A 26,466-nucleotide genomic window follows, 5' to 3' on the forward strand; every position below is an offset into this window, starting at 1 on the left:
TTTACAGAATCCATTCGGCAAGCGAATCGACCATGTACGTCGGCTGAATATCCTGTCCTTGGATGAAGACAGGCGTATGGACACCCGAGTTAACGTGCATCGTCCGAATCCCACCATTGATTCCGAATAAGATATCCGTATGGTAGTTGTCACCAACCATGATGACATCTTCCTTCGCAAGACCAATCATTTCAGCAGCGATGTTGACCATGACCGGTTCCGGTTTTCCGATATAGAACGGTTCTTTTTCTGTCGTCACACGCAAGACAGACGTCAAGGCGCCATTCCCTGGTAAGAAGCCACGCTCTGTCGGAATCGCGATATCGCCATTCGTCGAGATGAATCGTGCTCCTGCCCGGATGGCCAGTGCACCGATAGCTAACTTCTCGTACGTGATTTGGCGATCAAGACCGATGACGACATAATCCGCATGCTCGTCAGCAACGACTTGAAGCCCTTGTTGTTCTAACGCATCATGCAGCCCATGTTCACCGATGGCATAAACGTTTGCACCCGGATCCAGTTCCGCGATGTAGCGACCTGTCGCCATCGCACTCGTCAAGACGTGCCCTGCATCGGAATGAACACCCATGCCGCGTAATTTTTCAGCGACAGCCTCTGCTGTCATCGATGCATTATTCGTCACGAACAGGTACGGGACACCTTCTTCCTGCAAGCGATTGACGAAATCAACCGCTTCTTTGACAGGTTCCGTGCCATTGTACATCGTTCCATCTAAATCAAATAAATATCCTTTTGCTTTCATCCTGACTCACTCCTCGTTTGGTAAAAATGCTGAGACGGGCCCGAGTTCTGTCTCTAGGTATTGGCGGACTGCGGAAGGAAAACGGCGAAGCTCCAGTTCTTCCTCATCTAAGACGGTCCGAATCTCTGCTGTACTCGACTTCGTAAACTCACGCACGATTGGCGTCCGTAAAGCGACGATTCGTTTTAGGCCCGTCGCGAGTTCCGTATCAATCACCCGCTCGTCCTCTAAAATCAATACGATATCTTCATAACTTCCCGGATCGCGCATGATGAAACCATCAATCATACTATTTCCGATATCGATGATACTTTCGATGATCAAAAACCCAATCCGTTCTAAAGCTAAGGCAGTCGTCACCGCATCCCCCGTTATTTCTTTGCTTTGACGAAGTGCCGTTTCAAAACAAACGACCGTTTGTTCAATCTTTTCCCGATTCACGAAATACATCTAGCATTCCCCCTCACATTCTTCATTTTAGCCCTATCCGCGGTCCATGAAAAGCAGAAACGCCATTTGCATCACATTCCTCAATGTGTTATCCTCAATTTAGATTTTTACCTAAAATAGTATGTCACATTACGTGACTTGGAGGTTATTTATACATGGAACGGGAACTTGCACTAGAAATCGTCCGCGCAACGGAAGCTGCTGCCCTTGCATCTGCAAAATGGATTGGTCGCGGGAAAAAGAACGAGGCGGATGATGCCGCAACAACAGCGATGCGTGAAGTCTTGAATACGGTCAACATGACGGGAACCGTCGTCATCGGCGAAGGTGAACTTGATGAAGCCCCGATGCTGTTCATCGGCGAACAACTCGGCACGACAAACGGTCCGATCGTCGACATCGCGGTTGATCCACTCGAAGGAACAAACATCGTCGCAAAAGGACTTGGTAACGCAATGGTCGTCATCGCTGTCGCTGACCAAGGTGCACTCTTGCATGCTCCTGACATGTACATGGATAAATTGACGGTTGGTCCGAACTTAAAAGGGCATGTCTCGCTCGACGATCCACTCGAAGTCATCATTGAAAAGGCAGCTGAACGAAACAATAAACGGATCGAAGACGTCACGGTCATCATGCAAGACCGTCCACGTCACGATCACTTCCGTGAAGCCGCGATGCGAATGGGCGCACGCGTCCGGTTATTCGAGGACGGCGATGTCTCTGCTGGAATCGCTCCCCTTTCACCGGCAACTGGAATCGATATCTTCATCGGAACGGGTGGCGCACCTGAAGGTGTCATTACGGCTGCTGCCGTCAAAGCCATGGGTGGCGACATGCAAGCACGCTTGCATCCGATGGACGACGAAGAAACGGCCCGTGTCATTCGGATGGGACTTGCTGATCCGTTACAATTGTTGACGCTCGACGACTTAATCAAGAGTGACGATTGCATCTTCGCGGCAACAGGTGTCACGACAGGAGAAATGCTCGACGGTGTCAAATTCATCACGGACGATATCGTGGAAACGACATCGCTCGTCATGCGCTCGAAAACACGGACCATCCGCAAAGTCATCGCGGAACACAGCCTTTCACGCAAACCGTACTTGCAAAATGTTCCCCAAACCCTTTAATCTGGGAAGAGAAGAGGAAATGAGGGACTTTACACGTCATGATGGAAGAACGCGATTTTTTATATGATGATGTCGAACAGACAAAAACACGTTTTATATGTTGGATTGGTGAAACGAGCCGGTTCGATTTAGCAATCACGCACTCGGAACACTTTTTCGGTAAGATATTAGTGCTGAATTTACTTTCGAACCGCTTTGCGATCATCGGTGCCGATGATTTTGACGAACCCGGGTATATCGCGCATGCCTTCGATCTCGAAGAAGACGCAGCTGATGAACTCGAACGCTATTTAAGTGAATACATCGGTCTCACATGAAAAAAGCAGTCGCATCCTCACGGGATGCGACTGCTTTTTCGTTTCTTATAATAGACGGTCATTGCGTTCATTCAGTGTATTCGGTCCACTAAAGACGTTCGTATTGTCTGATTCATCATGGGCTCTGCGCTCTGAATGTTCATCTGCCTCGTCCCCAACGAGCAGTACGAACTGATGATCTTCGACTGCTTTGTTTGCACGGTCGACATCTTCTTTGCTCAAGCCGCTCGCTTCCAATACACCGGTATGTGACGTCGAAGCGGATTCTTTCTTTTTGAAGATTCCTTTGATTTCCTGCCACAGATTCATATGATCTTCTTGCGACAGCTTCGTTGACGTTTGGTGATTATGCAAATCCGCCATTTCTTCGATTTGTTCTAAATCATAGCGGTCATGGGCGACGACTTTTAAGTCAGTTGAAACGACTCCAGCGACACGTAAATCATGAACAGCACTAACGATTTCTGGTACAGTTTTATAAATCCCGACGATTCTCATGGATGGTTCCCCCTATAGGTACGTGATACTTATAGTAATAGCCGAAATCAGGCGATTAGAAACGCAATTCCATATGTCTTTTTGATTACTTCGTCTCTTCGGTCGGAGAGAACTTTCGTTTCAGCTTCAGCGTATTGGCCGAAGATCCGTCGAAGCGAGGTGGTGCTTCTTCTCCTTCTACCGGTTCCATCCGCTTGACGATGAAATAGGCACAGCCGAAATTACAGTATTCATATAAATAATCCGCGACATGCGAAATCTTCGTATCAAACGTCGCTTTGATATGATCGTCATTATAGAAGCCACGTAGTCGAAGTTGACCGTGCCCCCAATCTCCAACGATGTAATCATATTTTTCGAGGACATCACTAAACCGTCCAATGAACGCTTCTTCATTGAAACCTTCACGCTTTTCTTCAACGATTTCATATCGTTCGCGATTGACTTGTATCATTTTTTCCACCCCCTGCTCCTGTTATCATAGCATATTCAATTCTGAAAACGAATCTCCGCACAGACAAAAAACCGTCCCCTGCAACTACTGAGACGGTTTTAGATACTCAATCGATTGGTAAAGCGGCTTTATTCTTTTTCGCTGCGTTGACCTGTTCATCCGCATGGTACGAAGACCGGACGAGTGGACCAGCTTCACAGTGGGAGAAGCCTTTGCCAAGCGCGATTTCTTTTAGTTCAGCAAATTCTTGTGGCGTATAGTATTTGATGACGGTCAGGTGCTTTTTCGTCGGTTGAAGGTATTGACCGATTGTCATGATATCGACGTCATTCGCACGGAGATCATCCATCGTCTGTAAAATTTCTTCCCACGTTTCACCAAGCCCTAACATCAGACTGGACTTCGTCGGGATTTCAGGAGCAAGCTCTTTCGAACGACGAAGGAATTCGAGTGTCCGGTCATACGTTGCTTTCGCGCGGACCGTCGGTGTCAAACGACGCACTGTTTCAATGTTATGGTTCATGATATCCGGTTTTGCATCAATCAAGGTTTGAAGCGCCTCAAAGTTTCCACCCATATCTGACGGCAAGACCTCGATTGAAGTTTCCGGGTTCATCCGGCGCACTTCACGCACTGTTTCGGCGTAAACTCCTGCCCCGAAGTCATTCAAGTCGTCACGTGCTACTGCTGTGATGACCGCATGTTTCAAGTTCATCAGACGGACTGACTCCGCGACGCGTTTCGGTTCTTCTAAATCAAGTTCATTTGGACGTCCTGTCGTGACGGCACAAAAACGGCAGGCCCGTGTACAGATACTCCCAAGGATCATAAACGTTGCTGTCCGGCGAACGGCCCAGCACTCATGAATGTTCGGACACTTCGCTTCCTCACAGACCGTATGTAGCTTTTTTTCACGCATCATACTCTTAAGCTCTGTGTAGGTTTCGTTTGTGTTCAACTTGATTTTTAACCATTCCGGCTTCCGTTGAATCTCTCCTCTAGCCATAAATACACTTCCCCCTTCATCCCCAAAAAAGTCATCTATTTTCTGTTTCAGTATACCAAATAATTATCGTTTAGGGGCATGCAATTCGGTAAATTCTGACTTCTCCGATAGTCGATTAAATAACAGATCACGCAGTAGTTCAGGCATGAAATAGTGTTTCGGCATATCTTTGATGGCTGGGAAGAGCGGACCGAATGTAAACATATCCGGCATTGCGACCGTGTAGTGTGCCGCCTCGTCAAACGTTGCTAAGACGGAGTCACGTCCCGCGTAATGCATTTTTCCCATCAACTTCCCACGAAAACCGAGTCCACGGACTTTGAGCTGTTCAAACTGATCGGTTTCGACTTCTTCCATGAACGTCATCAGTTGCCGACCCGTCATCGTGACGTTACACGGATTGATTGGATGTGGACATAACCGGTGCAAGTCGAAGGAAGAGACGGGACCGGGAGATAACGAACCGAGCAACATACCGGCCGGAACGCAGGCGATGTCTGCTTTACACCAGTCCTGCATCGTGTCGGCCAACAGTTGTGAAAACGGTGACGGACTAAACCAGTCATTCGCTAGACCTGATGTCCTGCCAATCGGTTCCTTCATCACTTTTTCAGCGGCATATTGTTCCCGGTCGAGCAGAACGGAGCTCGCTTCATCTGCCGTATAGTCGTGGAGCGGATGCAAGACAGCTTCCTTTTCACCGGTGTCCGTGTTGAGATAGATTTCACCCGCGTATTGTCCGTGCTTACCAGCTTGAGCAATCAAGACACCATTTTTGACGACACCATCGTCTAAGACATGATGCGTATGGGCTCCGATGATTAAATCAAGTTCCGGGAAGCGTTCTGCCAGTTCCTCATCTTGATAAAACCCGAGATGACTCAGACAAATCAGGACATCAACCTGCCCGCGAAGCGCTTCGATTTCACGCGCCGCTGCTTCGAACGGGTCTTCAATCGTCCAACCGAGCAACTCATATAATTCATAATAAGGGGCCGTCAGACCAAAGATTCCGACTTTACCAGTCGGCAGTTCCTGAATCATGCCCGGTTTCGCGAACGGCGCCGTCATGTTCGAGACAAGCACAGGGAACGCCGCTTCTGTATAAAGTGCAGCCAGCCAGTCATGCGGGAACGTGATTCCTTCATTGTTTCCGATCGTCACGGCAGTCGGTGCTAACGCATTTAAGAGATGGGTATTGATTTTTCCTTGCGTCGCTTCCGTCGCCGGTGCAACGCGGTCCGCGTGATCCCCTAAATCAAAGACAAGGGAGTCGTACGTCCGGTGTTCCTTGATGAACGACATATAGCGCGGCCACATATCAAAGTGTGAATGAAGATCATTATAATGGATGACGTGTAACTTCACGCTTAAAGCCTCCTCTAAAGTTAAAACAACGAGATTTGCCGGGGAGCGAGTTCATAATCGAGACCAAGAATCTCAATCAGACGTTTCGCATTCGGCGCGGCATCGCCTGCTGAATTGTTATTAAAGAAAACATACACGTCTTTCGCTTGTCCTGCAAGCGTCCGAACGTGTTCTGCTAATTCTTGGAGTTCTTCTTCCGAGTATCGGTATAAACAGCGGACCTTTCGCCAGTCGTCACTGCTTTGTCCGGGTTTCTTGAGCCAGCCGTTTTTGTTCCGGCCATGCAAGCGGACGAACGCCGTCTCATGTGTGACGACAGGAACGAACGGGACGGAACCGTCTTCCGTCTGCGGTTCATCACAAATCGTATGAATGAACTGATGCTCGGCTAAAAACCGGAGCGTTCGTTCCCGGTAAGCTTCCGAATACCAAGACGGGTTTCTGAATTCAATCGCGACCGGAAGTCCGGCGAGCGATTTACGAACGGTTTGCAAGTATTCAAGGTGGACCTTGCTGACATCGAACCAAGGCGGCAATTGGACGAGAATCGCCGCAATCTTTCCGCTCTCCTTCATCGGTTCAATCGAGGCAAGGTACTGTTCAAAAATCGGACCGAGCGAATCCTTGTTGTCCCGATCGTGTCCACTCATCGCCCGGTGGACCTTGACGATGAACCGGAAAGCATCCGGTGTTTCCGCGACCCACTTTTGGTAGTTCCGTTCCGGTTGAATCGCGTAAAACGTCGAATCGACCTCGACCGCCGGAAAATGTCCCGCATAGGCAGCAAGCTTCTCTTTCCGGTCTTGTGGTGTCGGATAGAGGGAATCATGATCCCCCCAACCGGTCACGCCGACATAAATCATCCGTCTACCCCTCCTTACGACAAAAAGACCTACCGCTTTCGTTGACGCAGGCTTTTTTGCACTGTCTATTTTTTTATCATACCATAGCTAAATCGAAAACTTCCCCCCGAAGATTACCGTTAACGCGTCCGTTCATAACGGAGAACGACGCAACCGGAAGAGGCAAAGTGCCGTTGTTCGACGAGGCGTAAAGCAAGTGGTTGAGCAAGGCGTCCAAACATCCGCTTCCCGCCTCCGAGCAGGACGGGATAGACGACAACATGGTATTCGTCAATCAGGTCACGTTGCATGAACTGTGCAGCAAGATTGGCGCCACCGACGGATATCCGTTTTCCAGGCATTCCCCGTAAACGGTCGACTTCCTCTTCAATCGTCCCTGTTGCGAGCCGGGCATTCCCATCGACGTGCGTCAATGTCCGAGAAAAGACGATCTTCTCGATTCCTGTCCAAATCAGTGCGTAGTCACGAATTTCTGCCACTTCTTCCGTGTCACGTACGTTCGACCAAAACGGATGCATCATTTCATATAACTTTCGTCCATAGAAATGCGTATCGAACTGTTTTTCGTAGTCATTGAAGTAGCGGTGAAGCTCCTTATCAGGTGTAAAGGGAAGCTGACCTAAGTCATCTTCGAGATAACCGTCGAGTGATACTTGAAATGAATAGACGATTGGTCGCATCAGTCATCCGTCCTTTCGAGAGAACTGTTTTTTTACTCTCTACCCGTTGTCGGAAAGAACAATCAACAATACCCCCGGATCAGTAAAATAGACCGTGCGCCAAACGAATAGTTCGTGTTGTCCGACACTCTTTTCCTTCTCGAACCACATCTTGAAAACACGTTGATTCTCGTGACTTCTACTGGAAAAGCGTTTAGCGATAATCGCTTTAGCAAACAACCTGACTTTGGTTAAAGTCAGATACTGTAGACAAATGCTATCTTATGAAGATTGAAGAGTCAACATCGCTATACTACCGTGTCGCGCTTCCATGTCTCGACTCGTCTTACTCTGCGGCACAACCTAAACAAAGCTTCTCTTTTTCGTTGACTCCTACGGGAAAAAGCGCAAGGCAACTTGCGCTGTCAGAGGCAGGCGAGACCCTGCTCATTGTCCGATAGGTCAAGGAGCAACGGCTTGCCCTCGCCCGAGGAAAGCAACAGAAAAGGGGGAAGCTTTTTCTTGCCTAATCCTGCTTCGTCTAAAAAAATACAAGAGTAGATTTTCATCTAAACGAAATCACGCGCCTCACCCGATTCCTAGAGGGAAACGAGCGAAGCGCGTGAAAACTTTGAAGTTAATTTCGTGATTTAGATTATCCGATTGAACCTTCCATCTCGAACTTGATGAGACGGTTCATTTCGACCGCATATTCCATCGGCAATTCTTTTGTGAATGGCTCGATGAAGCCCATGACGATCATTTCTGTTGCTTCTTCTTGTGAAATCCCGCGGCTCATCAGATAGAACAATTGTTCTTCCGAGACCTTCGATACTTTCGCTTCGTGTTCAAGCGAGATGTTATCGTTGAGGATTTCGTTGTACGGAATCGTATCCGATGTCGATTGGTTATCCATGATGAGTGTGTCACATTCGATGTTCGAACGGGCACCTGTCGCTTTACGGCCGAAGTGGACGATTCCGCGATACGTGACTTTCCCACCATGTTTCGAGATCGATTTCGAGACGATCGTTGAAGACGTGTTTGGCGCAAGGTGAATCATTTTCGCACCCGCGTCTTGGTGTTGTCCTTTACCTGCGATGGCGATTGATAATGTCATACCACGTGATCCTTCACCTTTTAAGATGACGGCTGGGTATTTCATCGTCAATTTCGAACCGATGTTACCATCGACCCACTCCATCGTCGCGCCGGCTTCACAGATCGCACGTTTCGTCACGAGGTTGTAGACGTTGTTTGCCCAGTTTTGGATCGTCGTGTAACGGCAATAGGCATTTTTGTTGATGAAGATCTCAACGACCGCCGAGTGAAGCGAGTTCGTCGTGTAGACCGGTGCTGTACATCCTTCGACGTAGTGTACCGATGCTTCTTCGTCAACGATGATGAGTGTCCGCTCAAATTGACCCATGTTTTCCGAGTTGATCCGGAAGTAGGCTTGAAGCGGCGTATCCATCTTGACGCCTTTTGGGACGTAGATGAACGATCCACCTGACCAAACCGCTGTGTTCAAGGCAGCGAATTTGTTGTCTGTCGGCGGAATCAATTTACCGAAGTACTCACGGAACAAGTCTTCGTTCTCTTTGAGTGCTGTATCGGTATCTTTGAAGACGATCCCTTGATCCTCGAGTTCCGTCTTCATGTTGTGGTAAACAACTTCTGATTCGTACTGTGCCGAAACACCCGCCAAGTACTTTTGTTCTGCTTCCGGGATACCGAGTTTGTCAAACGTACGTTTGATTTCTTCCGGTACTTCATCCCATGATTTTTCAGCACGTTCCGACGGCTTCACGTAATACGTGATATCGTCAAAACGAAGATCTGATAAATCGCCACCCCAAGCTGGCATCGCTTGTTCGTTGAAAATCTTAAGCGATTTCAAACGGAAGTCGAGCATCCATTGTGGTTCTTCTTTCATTTTCGAGATCGTTTCGACGACTTCTGTCGTCAAGCCACGTCCAGAACGGAAGATCGAGATATCGCGATCGTGGAAACCATATTTATAATCGCCAATTTCAGGCATGTTCTTAGCCATGTTCATTTCCTCCTCTTACTTACTGACCGAAGTTACTTGCCTTCTTCCACGCCACGTTCGAGCGCTTTCCAAGCAAGTGTCGCACACTTGATTCGTGCTGGGAATTTCGTCACACCAGAAAGTGCTTCTGCGTCCCCAAGATCAAACTTCTCATCATCATAGTCTTTTCCTTGAACCATCTCCGAAAAGATTTCTGCGAGTTGTAATGCTTCTTCGACCGTTTTTCCTTTGACGATCTGTGTCATCATCGACGCGGACGCCATACTGATGGAACACCCTTCGCCGTCAAACTTCGCATCTTGGACGATATCGTCTTCGATCGCGAGCTGTAAGCGAATCGTGTCTCCACACGTCGGGTTATTCATATCGATCGTCACGCCTCCCTCGATCGCACCGCGATTACGAGGAGTTTTATAATGATCCATAATCACTTGACGGTACAAGTGATCGAGATTGTTAAAATCCATGACTGAAATACTCCTTCGTTTGACGAAGTCCTGTCACTAAGGCATCGACTTCTTCTTGCGTGTTATACAAGTAGAAGCTTGCCCGTGCCGTTGAACTGGCACCGAGCCAACGCATCAGTGGTTGTGCACAGTGATGACCGGCGCGGACTGCGACACCTTGCATGTCGAGTACCGTCGCGACATCATGCGCATGGACATCGCCGAGATTGAATGTGACGAGACCGACACGTTCTTCCGGACCATAAATCGTTAATCCGTCGATTTCACGCATCTGTGCCATCGCATACCGTGCGAGTTCACGTTCATGGGCTTCGATGTTCTCTAGACCGATTTCTTCTAGAAAATCAATCGCTGCCGACAGACCGACTGCTCCCGCAATGATCGGTGTACCGGCTTCGAAACGGTACGGTGATGGTTTGAACGTCGATTCTTCGAGTCCGACGTAATCAATCATCTCGCCTCCGAATTCGACCGGTTCCATCGCATTCAGTAATGCTTTTTTACCATATAAGACGCCGATTCCTGTTGGTCCACACATTTTGTGGGCAGAGAACGCCAGGAAATCACAGTCGAGATCGACGACGTCAATGTTTTGATGCGGTGCACTTTGCGCTGCATCGACGACCATGACGGCACCGACGGCATGTGCGAGTTGCGCCACTTCTTTGATCGGGTTGATTGTACCGAGGACGTTCGAGACATGTGCCATCGCAACGACTTTCGTCCGATCGGAAATTTGTGCTTTGACGGCTTCGATCGTCACACGACCATCGGCTGTCAAATCAACATATTTCAATTTCGCTTTTTTCTTTTTCGCGACCTGTTGCCACGGAATGAGATTCGCATGGTGTTCAAGATAGGTGACGACGATTTCGTCCCCTTCCTGCACATGCTCCATTCCGTAACTCGACGCGACGATATTAATCGCCGTCGTCGTCCCGCGGGTAAAGATAATTTCTTCATGGTGTTGCGCCTTGATGAAACGACGTACGTTCTCACGCGCACCTTCGTACGCATCCGTCGCTCGTGTTCCGAGCGTATGGACGCCACGGTGCACATTCGAATGAACCGTCTTGTAGTAGTTGTCGATCGCTTCGATGACGACGAGCGGCTTTTGTGACGAAGCCGCACTATCTAAATAGACGAGTTTCCGGTCATTAACCTGTTGGTCAAGAATCGGAAACTGATTGCGGATGGATGCATCGATTCCCATATTAGTTTACTTTCCCTTCAATCACTTGAACGAGACGTTCCTTAACGGAGTCAATCGCAAGCTCAGAGACGACCGGTTGTAAGAAACCATGAACGACAAGACGTTCTGCTTCTTTACGTGACAACCCGCGGCTCATCAAGTAGTAGAGTTGGAGTTCGTCGACACGGCCGACAGATGCCGCGTGTCCTGCCATGACGTCATCTTCATCGATCAAGAGGATCGGGTTTGCATCACCACGTGCCTTTTCAGACAACATGAGGACACGTTCCGTTTGGACTCCGTTTGATTTCGACGCACCATGGTGAATCATGGACGTTCCGTTGAAGATCGATGTCGCCGAATCTTTCTGGACACCGTGAATCAAGATGAATCCTTCCGATCCTTTACCGAAATGATCCGTCCGGACGTTGAAGTTTTGTTTTTGATCGCCACGACCGACCGTAACGGCTTTCGTATCTGAGAACGAATCGTTCCCGACGAGGTGCGTTTTCGTTTCTGTGATCGTATGTCCGTCATTCATGTGACCGAGTGCCCATTCGAGCTTCGCACCTTGTTTGACGACACCGCGGCGGTTCATATACGTGACTGCACCTTTCGCAAGCGTATCAACGCCTCCGAAAAGAACTTTTGCGTTCGCTTCGACGAATACTTCCGTCACGACGTTAACGTTATGGGCTTCTTCGCCGTAAGAGACGAAGTTTTCGATATACGTCAATTCGCTGTCTTGATCGGCAACGATGATTGCGTGGTGGTAAAGTGCACCGCCAGCTTGTTCGAGCGTATAGATCGCTTGCATCGGTACCGTCAGCTTAACGCCTTTAGGTACGTACAAGAATGTTCCGCCGTTCATCAGTGCTGCGTTGAGTGCTGCGAGACGGTCTTCGTTGACGTTGACGCCTTCTGTCATGAAGTACTTCTCGACGAGTTCCGGATGATGCTTCATCGCATCAACGAGTGTCGTGAAGATGACACCGTTCGTCGCTTCGCTGTTTTGCGCGTGGACAAGTTGTCCGTTACGCGTGATCAACATATGGTCACGGTTTTCACCGATTAGTGTTTCGATATCCGGCGTGAGACCTGTTACTGTCTCAAGATCTGCTGTGCCTTCTGTGAAGTTCCAGCCACCGATTTTAATTTTTTCTACTTTTGGCAATGCGAGCGTTGGGGCAAGATCAAGTGCATCTTGGCGCTTAGAAATCATCCAAGCGGGCTCCCCTAAGCGAGTCGCACGTTCTGCCACTGCCTCGCGATTTACGGCAAGATTCAGTTCTACAGTCATCATGCTTCCTCCCTCGTCTTACGCTTTTGTTTCGATTTCGACTTCTTCGATGCCGAGTTCTTTTTTAACCCAGTCATATCCTTCTGCTTCAAGACGGTGTGCGAGTTCTTTTCCGCCGGACATGACGATTTTTCCACCCATCATGATGTGGATGAAATCAGGCTCGATGTAGTTCAAGAGACGCTGATAGTGCGTGATGATGAGGCAACCGAACTCAGGTGAACGCATTTCGTTAACACCTTTCGCAACGACTTTAAGTGCATCGATATCAAGACCTGAATCGATCTCGTCGAGGATTGCGATTGCTGGTTTCAGCATCGTCATTTGAAGAATTTCGTTCCGTTTTTTCTCTCCGCCCGAGAAACCTTCGTTGAGGTAACGGTGTGCCATTTCGCCTGGCATTTCAAGAAGTCCCATTTGCGCGTCAAGTTGACGGATGAACTTCATGAGTGAGATTTCATCGCCTTCTTCGCGACGTGAGTTGATTGCTGAACGAAGGAAGTCAGAGTTCGTGACACCACTGATTTCGCTTGGGTATTGCATGGCGAGGAACATTCCTGCTTGCGCACGTTCGTTAACTTCCATCTCAAGAACATCTTCGCCGTCGAGTGTGACTGATCCAGATGTTACTTCATACGTTGGGTGACCCATCAATGCAGACGCGAGTGTTGATTTACCTGTCCCGTTTGGTCCCATGACCGCGTGGATTTCGCCGCCTTTGATTTCTAAGTTAACGCCTTTCAAGATTTCTTTGCCGTCGATTGCGACGTGTAGATCTTCAATCTTCAAGTGTGAAGCCTTCATGTAGAATCCCTCCATCTATTCATTTCGTGTCTGACGATTCAGTTCACGAGAGTTACTAATTTAGTATCATTCTAATCTTAATGAATCATACCACATTATTCAAGCGTCATCGCTCATGGTTTTTTCTCAAAATGAAGCCTTTTAGTGAGAATGACTTTAAAGTGAGACGACTTCTTTCTCTTCTGCCACCTTCGTTCGTCTGTGAACACGTTGTGACAGTAAGAGCAGTGGGATTCCGAGTAATGTCAAGAGGGCTAACCAGCCAAAAATCGGCAGCGGACGATCGGCTCCAAAATAAAAAAGTAATTGTCCGCCAATGACCGGTCCGATCGATTGACCAATCGATGTCAGCCCCATCGCCCCGAAATAACTGCCCCGTAGTTCCGGTTTCGCAAAGCTGTCGGTTAGGATATCCGTCATCGTGAACATCATCACTTCCCCACACGTGAAGATGAACATCGCACCAATCATCAACCAGACCGTTCCCGCATTCCCCATGACGAATAAACCGATTGCGACGGTCGCAATCCCGACCGTGATCGAAACGAGCGGTGACGTCTTCATCCCGAATTTCATGATCGGGTACTGGACGACTAAGACGGTCACGGCATTAATCGTGATCAATAAAGCGAACAGGCTTGTCCCACCCGACAGTAACGTCGTCGTCGTCAAAAATTGTGGCAACGTCGAGTTGAACTGGCTGTAACCGAGAATCCCGAAGATGATGCCGGCGAGGGCAAACGTAAAGGCGACGTCCGTTTTCAACAGTTGAACGGTTGCCCCGAACGAAACTTTTTTCCCACCATGACTTTCCGTGATCGGATACCGCTGGAACAGGATGAAAATCGCAATCCCGTACGCGAGGTAAACGAATGCCGTTATATAGAAGGTAATCGCTGTATTGCCGGCACTGAGCAACAATGCGATTCCCGGCCCGATCGCAGCCGCGACATTGATCATCGCGTAACGGATGTTAAAGACGAACAACCGGTTTTTTTCATCCGTCGTATCACTAATCAAGGCACGGGCGGACGGTTCGAAGATGGAACGAAACACTCCGTTCAAGGCACTCAACGTAAAGAACGCCCAAAAGGTCTCGACCTGGGCCAAGGCGATGAAGACAAAGACGAAGCCAAGTGTTCCGGTCAGCATCATTGTCCGGCGCCCGTAGCGGTCGGATAAGGTTCCGCCAATGAAACTCATGACGAGACTCGAGACGGCTGAAATACTGAGGACCCAGCCGACATCGACCGGGCTGAACTTCAGTACTGTCGATAAATAAATCGCAAAGAATGGCATCGTGATGAACGTCCCGAGCCGCGAGAAAAATGTTCCGAGCAGGACGCCGATCGTCAATGGATGTAACTGGCGTAAACGGTGCACCTAAAATCCCCCCTTCAACTAAAAAAATAATGCATCCTTCCATTATATTAGGAAGAATGCATTATTCAGCGTGTAGACAAACGCTTATGAAGCGTGAACATGCGATAACGAGAGGCAATCTGTTCGCGCTCCACTGTCTCGCCTCGTCTTCAAAGCGGCAATCGGTCACGCCGCTACAGCAAAGCTGCAGGGTCGCGATCGATTGCTTTTCGCTTTAAAAGCGATTCGAGACGGATTGCGCTCTAAGCCGTCTGCATGCCTGGATTTCCCTCACGGTATTACCTAAAAAGCGTCACGTTTCGTTGACTCCTGCGGGGAAAAGTGCGTTTTTAACGCACTTTCAGAGGCAGGCAAGACCCTGCTCGTTGTCCGCTAGGACCAAGGAGCAACGGCTTGCGCCTCGCCCGAGGAAAGCAACGAAAAAAAGACGCTTGATCTCCCGATATCACTTTGTCTACAGTCTGAATAATGCATCCTTCCATTATATAGGAAGAATGCATTATTTGAGCAAATTATTTACTGACCGGAACGACGGCCCCTTTATATTCTTTCGTAATCCAATCTTGGTTCTTTTTCTCGTGTAAGATATCGAGTAATGTCGTCACGCGCTCATCTTTTTCGTCACCTTCACGTGTGACGATGATGTTGACGTACGGTGAAGACTCATCTTCAAGGGCAATCGTGTCTTTCAACGGGTTCAAACCGTTATCGATCGCGTAGTTCGTATTGATGAGGACCGCGTCGCCTTCATTGTTTTTGTAAGCTTGCGGTAAGAGTGACGCTTCGATGTTTGTTTTAAACTTAATATTTTTCGGGTTTTCCGCAATGTCTTTCAGTTGTGCATCAGTTGTTTTACCGTCTTTCAACTTGATGAGTCCTTCATTTTGAAGGAACGTCAAGACACGTCCACGCTCAGCGACGTTTGAGCTCGTCAAAATCGTTGCACCTTTCGGCAGTTCGTCGAGCGACTTGTATTTTTTTGAGTAGACGCCGAGTGGTTCGACGTGAACACCGCCGGCACTTTCAAATTTGTATGATTTGTTTTCTTTTTCTTGTTGCTCAAGGTACGGAACGTGTTGGAAATAGTTCGCATCGATTTCTTTTTCAGCGAGTGCTTTGTTTGGCAACACATAATCTTGGAACTTCTTGATTTCGAGTTTGTACCCTTTTGCTTCATACTCTTTTTTAACGTGCTCTAAGATTTCAGCATGGGGAACGTTTGAAGCACCGATGACAAGTGTCTTCGCGTCGTCGCCTGACGATTCCTCCCCACATGCTGCGAGACTGACTGCTAAGACGGATACGGCTGCTGTCCCTACGAATTTTTTCCAAAGTTTCATGAATAATTCCTCCCAAGTTAACTAAAATAGTATTATCGTTTATCGATTGCTTTTACGAGCAAGTCGCCAATAATCTGAATGATGAAGACGATGACAAGAATCAACAGTGTTGCGATAACGGTGATGTTATTTTGTGAGCGCTGAAAGCCTTCAATGAAGGCCATGTCTCCCAGTCCACCACCACCGGCTAACCCGGCCATTGCCGTGTAACCGACGAGAGCGACAAGCGTGACGGTAATACCCGAGACGATTGCCGGAAGAGCTTCCGGAATCAAGACTTTATAGATGATTTGGAACTTTGTTGCCCCCATCGATTCGGCTGCTTCGATGACACCTTTATCGACTTCACGCAGCGCAAGTTCGACCATTCGCCCGTAAAACGGTGCTGCACCGAGAATCAGTGCCGGAAGTGCTGCTGTCGGTCCTAAGAATGATCCGACGATGATGAGTGTAATCGGAATCAATAAAATCAACAAAATGATAAACGGAATTGAGCGGAAGACATTGACTAAAAAGCTGAGCACAGAATACAGTGTCCGGTTTTTAAACAACAATTCTTCGTTTGTCGCATATAACAACAGACCGATGACCAATCCTAGGATAAACGTTGCGAGTCCGGCAACAGCTGTCATATAGATCGTACTGCCGGTTGCTTCCCAGACCATATTCCAATCCACATCTGCAAAAAATGTACTCATCGGTGATCCACCTCCACTTCAACGTCACTCGCTTGAAGTTTCGCGATGACCGCTTGTGTTTCATGTTCGGCACCAATCAGTTGGATGAACAACGTTCCGAGTGCACCGTCCTGCGTCTGTCCGACGTTCCCGCCGATGATATTAAATAATAAGGTCGAATCTTTCATGACTTCTGCGAGAATCGGACTTTCTGCTGTCGAACCAACGAATGTAAGCTGGACGATTTTTCCGGTCGGATAGCGTTCACGGAGTTTCGCGAACGTCAATTCGTTTTCGGATGGTGATGTCAATTGTTTGACGAACTCTTTTGTCATCGCCTGTTTCGGGTGCCGGAAGACTTCTGACACAGGACCCTGCTCGACGATTTTCCCGGCCTCCATGACGGCGACCCGGTTACAGATTTTTTGAATGACGTGCATCTCGTGTGTAATCAAGACGATGGTCAGTTTCAGTTTTTTATTGATGTCGACGAGTAACTCGAGAATCGAGTCTGTCGTTTTCGGATCAAGGGCGCTTGTCGCCTCGTCACATAATAAGACGTCAGGATTTGATGCTAATGCGCGGGCAATCCCGACCCGTTGTTTTTGTCCACCGGATAGTTGCGATGGATACGCACCTTCGCGACCGTCGAGTCCAACGAGTTGAATCAGCTCGGCGACCCGTTCTTTTCGTCGTGCTTTCGGATACCCACCGAGTTCGAGCGGGAACATGATGTTTTCTTCGACCGTCCGTGACCAAAGCAAGTTAAAGTGCTGAAAGACCATCGAGACGTTTTTCCGGACACCACGTAATTCTTTCGGTCGTAGCGTCGTCATCTCGACACCATCAATTTGAATCGAACCGCTTGTCGGTGCTTCCAACATGTTCAGCAGGCGAATCAAAGTTGACTTCCCTGCACCGGAATAACCAATTATTCCGAAAATTTCGCCGCGCTCAATCGTGAGATCGACGTTTGCGACAGCTTCGACTTCGCCGCGCTTCGAGCGATAAATCTTTCCTACATCCTGTAAACGAATCACTACTGTCCCTCCTAAACATAAAAAAAGTGCGCACGTTTTAGAGCAAACGCGCGCACTTTCAGTACACAAAACCATTTGCTCTCATCTTGCAGACGTTCGTCTGCTGGAATTAGCACCACTTCGGAAATAAATTCCGCGGTTGCCGGGTTTCATCGGGCCAGTCCCTCCACCACTCTTGATAAGAGTTATCGGTATTTAGTTGTTTTTAATATAATCTGAATATTAGCAGGGGTTATTTTGCTTGTCAAACAGTTTTTTCAGAAACTTTTTCGAGCAAACTGAAAGCATGTGTTAAATCTTCTTTCAAATCTTCTACATCTTCAAGTCCGACCGAGATCCGGACGAGACCATCCGTGATGCCGAGTTCAGCCCGACGTTCTGCAGGAATCGACGCATGTGTCATCCGTGCCGGAACGGAAATCAAACTTTCGACCGCCCCTAAGCTTTCAGCAAGCGTGAAGAAGTGTGACGCTTCAACAAGTTTCTCTGCATTTGCAGCTGAACCGACGTCGAAGCTGATCATCCCGCCGAAACCGGTCGCTTGTTTTTGCTGGATGGCATGACCGGGGTGCGAGGCGAGTCCCGGGTAGAAAATGTTCGAGACGACGTCCTGTGCTTGCAAGAAGCTGACGAGTTCGTGTGCTGTCTCTTCGATTGCTTCCATCCGGATACCGAGCGTCCGCAAACCACGGACGAGCAGGAAGCTGTCTTGCGGTCCGAGAATTCCACCCGTCGAGTTTTGGATGAAGTGGAGTTCTTCGCCGAGCGTATCATCGTTGACGACGACAAGTCCCGCGACGACGTCCGAATGGCCGCCGATGTACTTCGTTGCACTATGCAGCACGATATCTGCCCCAAGCGCGATTGGTTGTTGCAAGTATGGTGTCGCGAACGTGTTGTCGACGACAAGCTTTAAGTCATGGCGACGCGTGATCGCTCCGATTGCTTCGATGTCCGTCACTTTTAATAACGGGTTTGTTGGTGTCTCGACGTAGAGCATCTTCGTGTTGTCCTGAATCGCCGCTTCCGTCGCAGCAAGATCCGTCGTATCGACGAATGTCACTTCGATGTTGAACTTCGGTAGGACACGTTGCATCAAACGGAACGTTCCGCCGTAAACGTCGTCCGTCATGACGATGTGGTCGCCGGACTGGAGCAGGTTGAAGACAGCATGAATCGCCGCCATCCCTGATCCGAATGCGAATCCACGGACGCCTCCCTCAAGATCAGCAATCAATCGCTCGATGCTCGTCCGCGTTGGGTTCGCTGTGCGTGAGTACTCATATCCGTCTTTTAATTGACCGATTTTTTCTTGCTTATATGTGCTCGTTTGATAGATTGGCGGCGTAACGGCACCAGTTGCCCGGTCTACACCCGTTCCTCCGTGAATCAACGCTGTTTTTTTACGCATGTGTCTCGTCCACCTTTTCAAAGATTTGTTGGCTCAAATACCGTTCTGCACTGTCTGCGAAGACGGTGACGATCGTACTTCCAGGATGGCGCTGTGCGATATCAAGCGCCGCGGCGAGTGCCGCTCCTGCCGAACTACCGACGAGTAATCCTTCACGTGCCGCCAGTTCATGGACCTTCGTAAAAGCATCCGAATCAGAAATCGTATGAATTTCATCGACTAGGTCGCGAGAAACGAGACTTGGCCATTTGGCTGTCCCGATCCCTTCTGTTTTATGCGGTCCAGCAGGGCCACCATTGAGGACGGAGCCTTCCGGTTCGACGATTGCCCCTTTTGTCCCGAAGCGTTCTTTTAAGAAAGCAGTCGTTCCGGCAAACGTCCCACCTGATCCGCATCCGGCGACGAACCAGTCGATGTGACTAAGTTCCGCTACAAGCTCCGGACCAAGTGTCCGCTGATAGGTGACCGAATTTTCTTCGTTTTCGAATTGGAGTGGCACATAACTGTTCGGAATCGTTTGTCCGAGTTCTTTTGCCTTATCGATTGCGCCTTGCATATCGAGTTCAGTCGGCGTGTTGACGACAGTCGCGCCGAGTGCCCGCATCAACGTCTGTTTCTCTTGACTGAACTTTTCCGGGACGACACAAATGACCTGTAAGTCATATTTTTTAGCGGCGAGCGCCAAACCGATGCCGGTGTTGCCGGCAGTCGGTTCGATGATCGTTCCGCCTGGTGTCACGTAACCCTGTTCGATTGCGGCATCAACGAGTTGGATACCGAGGCGGTCTTTGACGCTGCCCCCAGGGTTCATCCATTCGAGCTTCGCCAAAATCCGCGTACCAGCAGGCAAATCGAATGAAGTAATCTCGTAGAGTGGCGTATTTCCGACGAGGTCCCGGACTGACTTCGCGATCATCCGAAGACGATGTCCCATTCGTCGCGACCGGCAAGCATTTTCTCGGCATAGTGCTTCGCTCCTTTAAGGTCGTGTGCGCTCGCAAATCCACATTGTGTTTCGTTTTGTGCCGGAATCACTTCAGCCGCTAAGACGTCGTTCAGTGTCTTCTCGACGAGTTCACTCATTTTTTCGACTGAGTCAAAGTTCATCATCGCCATGTAGAAACCAGTTTGGCAGCCCATTGGCGAAACATCGATGACGTCGTCCGAATAGTTGCGGATATTTTCAGCAAGTAAATGTTCGAGTGTGTGCATCGCACGCATCGGCATTTGCTCGACGTTCGGTTGTGTGAAACGAATGTCATATTTGACGACTTGATCGACTTTACCGTCTTTATAGCCTGCTACACGAATATACGGTGCTTTGACTTTCGTATGATCCAGGTTAAAGCTTTCTACGTTCATTTTTTTAAGTGTCATGATTTATTCCCCCATTTTCTCGGCTTCTACGAGCCAGACGAAGTGATTGTATTGTGTAAAGGTCACGTCAAATCCGCGTGACGTAAAGATTTGTTCCATGACTGGAATCAGTGGATAAAATTCGCGTTCTAAATCTTCTGCGAGATTATCGAACCCTTGAGTTTTTGCTTCTGCAATCGTTTCTAGACGCGCTGCTTCCGAAACGAACATCGTGTCAGCGTAGACGATCTTTCCGTCTGCCGGTAAAATCGTTGCCATCAAGTCGACGGCGGTTCCTTTTTCTTCATCCGTCAAATGATGGAAGGCGTAAGTCGAAACAAAACTTTTTGAGTCTTCTGCTTCAAACGATAAGAAGTGTCCATCCTGTACAGGCAACGTCGGAATCTTGTTGATGAGGATTTCCCTCATCTCCGGACTCGGTTCGATTGCCAGCACTTGTTCATGACGCGCAAGCAAACGTTGCGTCAAATTTCCTGTCCCTGCACCAAATTCAGCGACGGGTGAAATCGCTTTTTCAGCGACCGTCTCTAATATTTCGTCATAACGGCGAAAGACTTCTTTGTACTCCGGATCTTGCCCCGTTACCGTGTCGTCGTAAGATGACGCCCACTCTGTAAATACATCCATGAAACGTACTGTCATGCCCTTTCGTCCTCCGTATCCCGCTTTTAATTCCGACTAATCGGATATGAATTAAAGTAATTTTCCTTAATCGCATTGTAGCAGGGACAATTCTGATTAGCAAGACGACAGCTTAAAAATCTTCCGGAAACAAAAAAAAGGCGTTGCCGGAGAACCGACAACACGAATAATGTGGTTAGAAACACCATGAAGGAAAACCCAGCTCTGATACGAACTTCTTCGTTCGTCGCATCAGAGGACGGCGCCTTTTCGAACTACAAAATCAAGATATCACCACTTCCGGATCGACCAGTCGAATCCACCATTCTTTTTTTGATCCGCTTCGTCTTTGGGGGACGACTTAAGGGGAAACAGAAAAAAGTATTTAGGATTTTAGTGAATGGTTCCGAGCAGGAGAAACATCCTATTCTATACCTCTGCCAGACTTCCTATAAAGTATTTCTAGAAGTTGATATGAATATACCATTCATAAATTGTCGTTGTCAATGAATTATTGTAAATATTCCGACAATTTAGCGTAAAGAAAAATCAACACTCGATTTTCCTCGTCATTCTGCACAAAACGCAAAGACGTTTTGAACGTTTTGAAACGCATATAACCGCTCTACGACTTGATGATCCTTCACTTTCAGTAATGCCGGTACACTCATGACTTGCGCCTGTTCTAAAAATTCAGGAATGAAATTTCCATTCGCTTTTTGAATCCATTCCCCATCTTTCGTCGCTTCGACGATTTCAAGCATCCGACTCGCGATGGCACATGTGCCGCACATCGGTGCATAGACATACAGTAAACCGTTTGCCGGGACTGTCGTTACTTCTTTCATCTTGACCCCTCCTATAATACAGTGCTTCTGAAGCCAGTATACAAAAAAAAGAACAGCGATGAAACGAAATCGTTTCACCCCTGTCCGTCTTACCTTAAGTATTACTCGTTAATCATTGATTTGTATGCCGCAGCATCCATCAATGCTTCAACTTGTGACTCATCTTCAAGCTCGATATCAACCATCCATGCACCTTCGAATGGTGATTCGTTGACGAGTTCCGGGGAATCTGAGAGTGATTCATTGATTGCGACGACTTTCCCTGAAATCGGTGCGTACAGTTCTGAAACCGTCTTGACCGATTCAACCGAGCCGAATGGTTCGTTTGCTGAAATCGTATCTCCGACTTCTGGAAGCTCAACGAATACGATGTCACCAAGTTCATGCTGTGCAAAATCCGTGATTCCGATTCGTGCTTTGTTACCTGTTACTTCGACCCATTCATGCTCTTCCGAATACCGTAGATTGTCTTTGACCTGACTCATTTGCGATTCCCCCTGTGTTCTAAAGTGGACTAACGGTTTTAGTATACCAAACCCGGTCGGCTTCTTAATACCATTTTCCTTGATACATCTCTTCTTTAAATCCAAGTGTCACATCTGTCCCGTCCGTGACGATTGGACGTTTCAACAGCATCCCGTCATTTGCGAGCAGCGCATATTGCTCTTCTTCCGACAAGTCGGGTAAGCGATCCTTGATACCACCCGCACGATACGATTGACCACTCGTGTTAAAGAATTTTTTCAGCGGTTCGCCACTTTTTTGATGGAGTTCGCGAATCGTCGCGGCACTCGGGGTTTCGTCGACGATGTGTTTGTAATCGACTTCGACGCCGTTGCTTTCGAGCGCCTTCTTCGCTTTGACACACGTACTGCATTTTGGATAGCCATACATCGTTACCATATTTATCACCTCACTTTCAAGACTAGCAGATGAATCAGTGTTTCTTCAAGTGAGCGAGCGCCGCATCGATTTGATCTTGATGGTGGTGATCGTGGGCGATAAACGACGCGACGAACTCACGTGGACAAAAGCGACCTTCATACGTTTGTTCATATTGCTCGTCCGTCAGCCGTTCGAGTTGCGTCACGAGGTCGATACGAACAGCGATTGCTTTTTTCAGTAACGCCAATGCGTCGACATGATGGGCATATTCGACCGCTAACCGGTTGAACTCATCAAAGTCTGTTTCGACTAGCGTCAGCCGATCGTCAGGGAGCTTCGCGACGGCATGGTCGAGGTAATACCGGTCCCACAAGAACAGGTGACTGACACATTCCTGGACCGTCCATTTATCGATTGCGAGCGGCGACTGCCACTCTTCTTCCGACAGACGTTCGAGCGATTTGTAGTAGTCAACGGCAAACTGAAGTTCTTTTACATCTTCACGCATCGCTATTCCCTCCTCAAAAAAATTCGCCTTTACAGAGATTTTCCCTGCAAAGGCGAACTCGTAAACCTGACTTAGACAAGATATTTGTTAGCTTCAATCAAACGTTTGGCGATGGCACGTTTCGTGCCGATTGAGTTGATTGGTTGGTAACGGCTGAATTTCTTCAGTGCCGACAGCAACATCCGTAACTCATCTCCACTTGCTGCTGCGTAGAGTGTTTCTTTCGCGTCACGTTCAACACCTTCGAATGCCTGTTGGGCGAAGACTTCCGTATAACGGATTTTGAGTTCGCTCTTCTCGACGCCTTTCGAAGCGATCGCTTTTTCTGTCCGGACGATGGCTGACTCGAGCGCATAGATCGCACTCATGATATCGGCCGTGTTCGCAAGGATTTCTTGTTCGCCTTGTAACTTATCTTGATATTTCTGAACAGCCGTTCCAGCCGTCAATAAGAAGATTTTTTTCATCATTGCGAGCAAGTGACGTTCCCGGTCGAGTGGTTCTGTTCCGACTTCTGTCGGCATGAAGCTCATGACTTCTTGTTGGAGGCGCTGCGCTTCCGCTAAGAGTGGTAACTCGCCTTTCATCGCTTTCTTCAAGAGCGTACCTGGAACAAGCAGACGGTTGATTTCGTTTGTTCCTTCGAAGATCCGGTTGATCCGTGAGTCACGGTACATGTTTTCGACTTCATATTCCGCCATGAAACCATATCCGCCGTGGATTTGAACCGCTTCATCGATGACATAATCGAATGTCTCTGACGCAAAGACTTTGTTCATCGAACATTCAATCGCGTACTCAGCAATCGAATCAGCGACGCGTTTGCCGTCTTTACTTTCTTCTTCCGACAGCTGATCGAGACTATCTTGGAAGAGACCGCCTGTCCGGTAGACTGAGCTTTCCATCGCATACGTTTGGGCTGACATCGTCGCAAGTTTCTCTTGGATCAATGGGAACGAGCTGATCGGCGTTTTGAATTGTTTCCGTTCGTTCGCATACTGAACGGCGAGATCGATCGCGCGTTTTGATGAACCGACAGCACCGACAGCGAGTTTATAACGTCCGACGTTCAAGATGTTGAAGGCGATGACGTGCCCGCGCCCGATTTCACCGAGAACGTTTTCGACCGGTACTTCCGCATCTTCTAAGATCAATGTCCGTGTCGATGATCCTTTGATGCCCATTTTTTGCTCTTCCAGACCTGTCGAGACGCCTGGGTACTCACCCTCGACGAGGAAGGCCGTGAATTTATCACCATCGATTTTTGCGTAGACGACGAACAGACTAGCGAAACCGGCGTTCGTGATCCACTGTTTTTCACCGTTCAAGATATAGTGTGTCCCGGCTTCGTTCAAGACAGCTGTCGTCTTCGCACCGAGTGCATCTGACCCTGAGCCTGGCTCTGTCAACGCGTATGACGCGATCCATTCACCTGACGCAAGCTTCGGCAAATACTTTTGTTTTTGGTCTTCGTTTCCGAAGAAAACGATTGGGAGTGAACCGATTCCGACGTGTGCGCCGTAGCTGAGAGCGAACGAACGACCGCGTGCGAATTTTTCTGTGATGATTGAAGACGAGATTTTATCCATTTGGTAACCGCCGTATTCTTCCGGAACGTCTGCTCCGAGAAGACCGAGCTCGCCTGCTTCACGTAAGAGACCGACTGACAGTTCGAACTCATGTTTTTCGATCCGGTCAAGGACAGGAACGACACGATCTTCGACGAATTTCGCCGTCATGTCACCGACCATTTTATGTTCTTCTGAAAAATCCTCCGGTGTAAAGAGACGCTCTGCTTGTAATTCATCCAGTACAAAACTTCCACCTTTAATCAATTCGTTTGTCGTTTGGCTCATTGTCCTGTTCCTCCTTCAACTAATTCGAATACACCGGCAGCACCCATGCCGCCACCAATACACATCGAGACGACACCATACTTCGCGTTGCGGCGTTTCATTTCATGCAAGAGTGATAATGTCAATTTTGTTCCCGTACAGCCGAGTGGATGACCGAGTGCAATCGCTCCCCCGTTGACGTTGACGATGTCTTCGTTGAGACCGAGCTCACGGATGACACCAAGGGATTGTGACGCGAATGCTTCATTCAATTCGATCAAGCCGACCTCTTCGAGTGTGATTCCTGCGAGTTCAAGAGCTTTCGGAATCGCGACGACAGGTCCGATTCCCATGACTTCCGGACGGACACCACCGACGGCAAACGATTTGAACTTCCCGAGAATCGGCAGGCCTTGACGCTCTGCTTCCTCACGGTCCATCACGAGTACGGCTGCTGCCCCGTCTGATGTTTGCGACGAGTTACCGGCCGTGACACTGCCACCAAGGCGGAATGCCGGGCGGAGTTTTGCCAATCCTTCTTTTGAAGAGTCTGCCCGGACCCCTTCGTCATGCTGGACGACCCAGGATTTTTCTTCGACCTTCATGTCATCGTTGACAACGTATTCCGTCACCGTGACGGGGACGATTTCATCCGTAAACTTCCCGGCTGCGATTGCGGCTGCCGCTTTTTGATGACTTTTCAGCGCAAAGGCGTCCTGGTCTTCGCGTGAGACGTTATACGTTGCTGCGACTTGCTCTGCCGTATGTCCCATGCTCATATAATATTCAGGTGCTGATTCGACGATTGATGGATTCGGACGAACGACGTGTCCGGGCATCGGGATTTGACTCATCGACTCGAGACCACCGGCGATGACGGCCGTCGCTTGACCGGTCATGATTTTCATCGACGCATCAGCGATCGATTGCAGACCGGACGAGCAGTAGCGATTGATTGTGATGGCCGGTACTTCGTGTGACAAGCCGCCAAGAACAGACGCGTAACGGGCGATGTTCATCCCTTGCTCCGCTTCCGGAAGGGCACAACCGAGAATGACATCATCGATTGTTCCCTCATATTTCGAACGCTTCAACGTTTCCTTAATCGCGATTCCTGCGAGTTCATCAGAACGCATCGCTTTAAATGACCCTTTTTTTGCTTTACCGACTGGTGTCCGCGCACCAGCGACGATTACTGCTTCTTTCAT

General features: G+C 48.6%; 29 protein-coding genes and 1 riboswitch. Of the genes, 2 read left to right on the forward strand and 27 right to left on the reverse strand.

The genetic code is table 11. The annotated features are described in order from the left end of the window. Position 1 precedes the first annotated feature (1 nt). Together KNQ04_RS02095 and KNQ04_RS02100 are read right to left on the reverse strand one after the other, a co-directional pair. Positions 2 to 766: a TIGR01457 family HAD-type hydrolase gene (locus tag KNQ04_RS02095; protein ID WP_214846966.1), complete on the reverse strand. Its 765-nt coding sequence runs from the start codon at positions 764 to 766 to the stop codon at positions 2 to 4. A gap of 6 nt (positions 767 to 772) precedes the next feature. Then, a complete protein-coding gene (locus KNQ04_RS02100; RefSeq protein WP_214846967.1) occupies positions 773 to 1,216 on the reverse strand; it encodes a DUF86 domain-containing protein in 444 nt (147 codons plus the stop codon). Between the two features lie 155 nt (positions 1,217 to 1,371). Between KNQ04_RS02100 and glpX the strand changes: the two genes are divergently transcribed. Together glpX and KNQ04_RS02110 are read left to right on the forward strand one after the other, a co-directional pair. Next, positions 1,372 to 2,352, forward strand: a complete 981-nt coding sequence (gene glpX / locus KNQ04_RS02105; protein ID WP_214846968.1) for a class II fructose-bisphosphatase — start codon at positions 1,372 to 1,374, stop codon at positions 2,350 to 2,352. A 38-nt stretch (positions 2,353 to 2,390) separates the two neighbouring features. Next, positions 2,391 to 2,669, forward strand: coding sequence for a DUF3055 domain-containing protein (locus KNQ04_RS02110; RefSeq protein ID WP_088837691.1), 279 nt, complete (start codon positions 2,391 to 2,393; stop codon positions 2,667 to 2,669). A gap of 45 nt (positions 2,670 to 2,714) precedes the next feature. Here KNQ04_RS02110 and KNQ04_RS02115 read toward each other — a convergent pair whose 3' ends face one another. The 25 genes from KNQ04_RS02115 to KNQ04_RS02235 form a co-directional block, all read right to left on the reverse strand. Further along, positions 2,715 to 3,167, reverse strand: coding sequence for a general stress protein (locus KNQ04_RS02115; protein WP_214846969.1), 453 nt, complete (start codon positions 3,165 to 3,167; stop codon positions 2,715 to 2,717). A gap of 85 nt (positions 3,168 to 3,252) precedes the next feature. After that, entirely contained in the window at positions 3,253 to 3,621 is a 369-nt protein-coding gene (locus tag KNQ04_RS02120; protein WP_214846970.1) for a YutD family protein, read from the reverse strand. 106 nt (positions 3,622 to 3,727) lie between these two features. Continuing rightward, entirely contained in the window at positions 3,728 to 4,627 is a 900-nt protein-coding gene (lipA, locus tag KNQ04_RS02125) for a lipoyl synthase (RefSeq protein WP_029331265.1), read from the reverse strand. A 63-nt stretch (positions 4,628 to 4,690) separates the two neighbouring features. Continuing rightward, positions 4,691 to 5,995, reverse strand: coding sequence for a bifunctional metallophosphatase/5'-nucleotidase (locus KNQ04_RS15810; RefSeq protein ID WP_214846971.1), 1,305 nt, complete (start codon positions 5,993 to 5,995; stop codon positions 4,691 to 4,693). Between the two features lie 20 nt (positions 5,996 to 6,015). After that, positions 6,016 to 6,858, reverse strand: a complete 843-nt coding sequence (locus tag KNQ04_RS02135; protein ID WP_214846972.1) for a DUF72 domain-containing protein — start codon at positions 6,856 to 6,858, stop codon at positions 6,016 to 6,018. A 119-nt stretch (positions 6,859 to 6,977) separates the two neighbouring features. Next, the gene (locus KNQ04_RS02140) at positions 6,978 to 7,538 is read right to left on the reverse strand and encodes a dihydrofolate reductase family protein (RefSeq protein ID WP_214846973.1); all 561 of its coding nucleotides are present in this window, start codon (positions 7,536 to 7,538) and stop codon (positions 6,978 to 6,980) included. 634 nt (positions 7,539 to 8,172) lie between these two features. Beyond that, positions 8,173 to 9,570, reverse strand: a complete 1,398-nt coding sequence (sufB, locus tag KNQ04_RS02145) for a Fe-S cluster assembly protein SufB (protein WP_159173437.1) — start codon at positions 9,568 to 9,570, stop codon at positions 8,173 to 8,175. A gap of 32 nt (positions 9,571 to 9,602) precedes the next feature. Continuing rightward, a complete protein-coding gene (gene sufU, locus KNQ04_RS02150) occupies positions 9,603 to 10,037 on the reverse strand; it encodes a Fe-S cluster assembly sulfur transfer protein SufU (RefSeq protein ID WP_029331275.1) in 435 nt (144 codons plus the stop codon). Then, positions 10,027 to 11,250 carry a cysteine desulfurase gene (locus KNQ04_RS02155; RefSeq protein ID WP_214846974.1) on the reverse strand — a complete coding sequence of 408 codons (1,224 nt, stop codon included), beginning with the start codon at positions 11,248 to 11,250 and terminating at the stop codon, positions 10,027 to 10,029. Before KNQ04_RS02155 ends, sufU begins: the two co-directional genes overlap by 11 nt. A gap of 1 nt (position 11,251) precedes the next feature. After that, positions 11,252 to 12,529 (reverse strand): Fe-S cluster assembly protein SufD, encoded by a 1,278-nt coding sequence (sufD, locus tag KNQ04_RS02160; protein ID WP_214846975.1) that lies wholly within the window; start codon positions 12,527 to 12,529, stop codon positions 11,252 to 11,254. 18 nt (positions 12,530 to 12,547) lie between these two features. Continuing rightward, a complete protein-coding gene (gene sufC, locus KNQ04_RS02165) occupies positions 12,548 to 13,333 on the reverse strand; it encodes a Fe-S cluster assembly ATPase SufC (protein ID WP_012371204.1) in 786 nt (261 codons plus the stop codon). Between the two features lie 156 nt (positions 13,334 to 13,489). Then, entirely contained in the window at positions 13,490 to 14,716 is a 1,227-nt protein-coding gene (locus KNQ04_RS02170; protein WP_214846976.1) for an MDR family MFS transporter, read from the reverse strand. Between the two features lie 512 nt (positions 14,717 to 15,228). Next, positions 15,229 to 16,056 (reverse strand): MetQ/NlpA family ABC transporter substrate-binding protein, encoded by an 828-nt coding sequence (locus tag KNQ04_RS02175; RefSeq protein ID WP_214846978.1) that lies wholly within the window; start codon positions 16,054 to 16,056, stop codon positions 15,229 to 15,231. A 32-nt stretch (positions 16,057 to 16,088) separates the two neighbouring features. Beyond that, positions 16,089 to 16,754: a methionine ABC transporter permease gene (locus KNQ04_RS02180; protein WP_214846979.1), complete on the reverse strand. Its 666-nt coding sequence runs from the start codon at positions 16,752 to 16,754 to the stop codon at positions 16,089 to 16,091. Next, positions 16,751 to 17,773, reverse strand: coding sequence for a methionine ABC transporter ATP-binding protein (locus KNQ04_RS02185; RefSeq protein ID WP_214846980.1), 1,023 nt, complete (start codon positions 17,771 to 17,773; stop codon positions 16,751 to 16,753). Before KNQ04_RS02185 ends, KNQ04_RS02180 begins: the two co-directional genes overlap by 4 nt. Before the next feature lie 78 nt (positions 17,774 to 17,851). After that, positions 17,852 to 17,958: riboswitch (SAM riboswitch) on the reverse strand. A 59-nt stretch (positions 17,959 to 18,017) separates the two neighbouring features. Further along, complete coding sequence (locus tag KNQ04_RS02190) at positions 18,018 to 19,184, reverse strand: bifunctional cystathionine gamma-lyase/homocysteine desulfhydrase (RefSeq protein WP_214846981.1); 1,167 nt, start codon at positions 19,182 to 19,184, stop codon at positions 18,018 to 18,020. After that, positions 19,177 to 20,100: a PLP-dependent cysteine synthase family protein gene (locus KNQ04_RS02195; RefSeq protein WP_214810671.1), complete on the reverse strand. Its 924-nt coding sequence runs from the start codon at positions 20,098 to 20,100 to the stop codon at positions 19,177 to 19,179. Before KNQ04_RS02195 ends, KNQ04_RS02190 begins: the two co-directional genes overlap by 8 nt. Next, complete coding sequence (locus tag KNQ04_RS02200) at positions 20,097 to 20,561, reverse strand: S-ribosylhomocysteine lyase (protein WP_214846982.1); 465 nt, start codon at positions 20,559 to 20,561, stop codon at positions 20,097 to 20,099. The genes KNQ04_RS02195 and KNQ04_RS02200 overlap by 4 nt, the downstream gene beginning before the upstream one ends. Before the next feature lie 3 nt (positions 20,562 to 20,564). Then, a complete protein-coding gene (locus KNQ04_RS02205) occupies positions 20,565 to 21,203 on the reverse strand; it encodes a class I SAM-dependent methyltransferase (protein WP_214846984.1) in 639 nt (212 codons plus the stop codon). A 548-nt stretch (positions 21,204 to 21,751) separates the two neighbouring features. Further along, complete coding sequence (locus KNQ04_RS02210; protein ID WP_214846986.1) at positions 21,752 to 22,030, reverse strand: thioredoxin family protein; 279 nt, start codon at positions 22,028 to 22,030, stop codon at positions 21,752 to 21,754. 101 nt (positions 22,031 to 22,131) lie between these two features. Further along, positions 22,132 to 22,515 (reverse strand): glycine cleavage system protein GcvH, encoded by a 384-nt coding sequence (gene gcvH, locus KNQ04_RS02215; RefSeq protein WP_214846988.1) that lies wholly within the window; start codon positions 22,513 to 22,515, stop codon positions 22,132 to 22,134. A 64-nt stretch (positions 22,516 to 22,579) separates the two neighbouring features. Further along, positions 22,580 to 22,933 (reverse strand): arsenate reductase family protein, encoded by a 354-nt coding sequence (locus KNQ04_RS02220; protein ID WP_214846989.1) that lies wholly within the window; start codon positions 22,931 to 22,933, stop codon positions 22,580 to 22,582. A gap of 34 nt (positions 22,934 to 22,967) precedes the next feature. After that, entirely contained in the window at positions 22,968 to 23,423 is a 456-nt protein-coding gene (locus tag KNQ04_RS02225; RefSeq protein ID WP_214846990.1) for a DinB family protein, read from the reverse strand. Between the two features lie 71 nt (positions 23,424 to 23,494). Next, complete coding sequence (locus KNQ04_RS02230) at positions 23,495 to 25,279, reverse strand: acyl-CoA dehydrogenase family protein (RefSeq protein ID WP_214846991.1); 1,785 nt, start codon at positions 25,277 to 25,279, stop codon at positions 23,495 to 23,497. Continuing rightward, positions 25,276 to 26,466, reverse strand: coding sequence for an acetyl-CoA C-acetyltransferase (locus KNQ04_RS02235; RefSeq protein ID WP_214846992.1), 1,191 nt, complete (start codon positions 26,464 to 26,466; stop codon positions 25,276 to 25,278). Before KNQ04_RS02235 ends, KNQ04_RS02230 begins: the two co-directional genes overlap by 4 nt.

Origin of the sequence: Exiguobacterium sp. s193, assembly GCF_018618755.1 — a bacterium.
In the GTDB taxonomy this organism is placed as follows: domain Bacteria; phylum Bacillota; class Bacilli; order Exiguobacteriales; family Exiguobacteriaceae; genus Exiguobacterium_A.